Here is a 1,455-nt window from a genome sequence, read left to right on the forward strand (position 1 = left end):
CATCTGTCCGCTCGACTTGCATGTATTAGGCACGCCGCCAGCGTTCGTCCTGAGCCAGGATCAAACTCTCCATAATAGAAGAAATTGATTTGCTCAATTCTTGCTGACTTTGAATCCGAAGATTCTTCTTTTGTTTACTTCACCGACGGGGTCGGATCCGCAAACGTATTTGTTAACGTTTTGCTGTTCAGTTTTCAAGGTTCATTGGTGGAGCCTAGCGGGATCGAACCGCTGACCTCCTGCGTGCAAGGCAGGCGCTCTCCCAGCTGAGCTAAGGCCCCTTTTTAAGAAATGGTCGGGAAGACAGGATTCGAACCTGCGACCCCTTGGTCCCAAACCAAGTGCTCTACCAAGCTGAGCTACTTCCCGAAAATATACTATTGGCGCGCCCGACAGGAGTCGAACCCATAACCTTCTGATCCGTAGTCAGACGCTCTATCCAATTGAGCTACGGGCGCATTTACTTAATATACAACTGGTGCCGAGAACCGGAATCGAACCGGTACGGTAGTCACCTACCGCAGGATTTTAAGTCCTGTGCGTCTGCCAGTTCCGCCACCCCGGCAAGGATAAATGGAGCGGAAGACGGGATTCGAACCCGCGACCCCGACCTTGGCAAGGTCGTATTCTACCACTGAACTACTTCCGCTTAGAGTGCGGGTGAAGGGAGTCGAACCCCCACGCCCGAAGGCACTAGATCCTAAGTCTAGCGTGTCTGCCAGTTCCACCACACCCGCAATATTTTGCATTTCACCTATAAAAAGATGGTGAGCCATACAGGATTCGAACCTGTGACCCTCTGATTAAAAGTCAGATGCTCTACCGACTGAGCTAATGGCTCAAAAGTGGTGCCGGCGAAAGGACTTGAACCCTCAACCTACTGATTACAAGTCAGTTGCTCTACCAGTTGAGCTACACCGGCAAGGTATATATGGTGGAGGATGACGGGATCGAACCGCCGACCCCCTGCTTGTAAGGCAGGTGCTCTCCCAGCTGAGCTAATCCTCCATATAAATATTGTGACAAGCCTGAGGCTTGTACTTTTTTCATAAATAATGAATATGAAAGCCTGGCGACGTCCTACTCTTGCAGGGGGAAGCCCCCAACTACCATCGGCGCTGAAGAGCTTAACTTCCGTGTTCGGTATGGGAACGGGTGTGACCTCTTCGCCATCGGCACCAGACTTTGTCGTTTTTTGTCGACGACAATATTCATTATACCAAGGTTATTGGAATTTGCAAGTACTTTTTTTGCGAACGATACTTATTCGTTCAAAACTGAATAAAACAAACATTGGATGCACAATCGTAATCATGTCTTTTTAAATAAGGTTAAGTCCTCGATCGATTAGTATCTGTCAGCTCCACACGTCGCCGTGCTTCCACCCCAGACCTATCCACCTCATCATCTTTGAGGGATCTTACTTACAAATGTAATGGGAAATCTCATCTTGAG

Annotated in this window: 9 tRNA genes and 3 rRNA genes; all 12 read right to left on the reverse strand. The window is 48.8% G+C overall.

The features are described 5' to 3' along the window. A 16S ribosomal RNA gene (locus AU377_RS06920) occupies window positions 1–76 on the reverse strand; the annotation flags it as partial. Between the two features lie 129 nt (window positions 77–205). After that, window positions 206–281, reverse strand: a tRNA-Ala gene (locus AU377_RS06925). A gap of 11 nt (window positions 282–292) precedes the next feature. Further along, window positions 293–369: transfer RNA gene (locus AU377_RS06930), tRNA-Pro, on the reverse strand. 12 nt (window positions 370–381) lie between these two features. After that, window positions 382–458, reverse strand: a tRNA-Arg gene (locus AU377_RS06935). Between the two features lie 18 nt (window positions 459–476). Then, window positions 477–565, reverse strand: a tRNA-Leu gene (locus tag AU377_RS06940). Between the two features lie 9 nt (window positions 566–574). Continuing rightward, window positions 575–649 (reverse strand) — tRNA-Gly (locus AU377_RS06945). A 6-nt stretch (window positions 650–655) separates the two neighbouring features. After that, window positions 656–737 (reverse strand) — tRNA-Leu (locus AU377_RS06950). Window positions 738–765: 28 nt separating this feature from the next. Beyond that, a tRNA-Lys gene (locus AU377_RS06955) sits at window positions 766–841 on the reverse strand. Between the two features lie 5 nt (window positions 842–846). After that, window positions 847–922 (reverse strand) — tRNA-Thr (locus tag AU377_RS06960). A gap of 10 nt (window positions 923–932) precedes the next feature. Next, window positions 933–1,008: transfer RNA gene (locus AU377_RS06965), tRNA-Val, on the reverse strand. Between the two features lie 59 nt (window positions 1,009–1,067). Beyond that, a 5S ribosomal RNA gene (rrf, locus tag AU377_RS06970) occupies window positions 1,068–1,183 on the reverse strand. A 144-nt stretch (window positions 1,184–1,327) separates the two neighbouring features. After that, window positions 1,328–1,455 (reverse strand): 23S ribosomal RNA (locus AU377_RS06975); the annotation flags it as partial.

Source organism: Sporosarcina sp. HYO08, assembly GCF_001563475.1.
In the GTDB taxonomy this organism is placed as follows: Bacteria; Bacillota; Bacilli; order Bacillales_A; family Planococcaceae; genus Sporosarcina.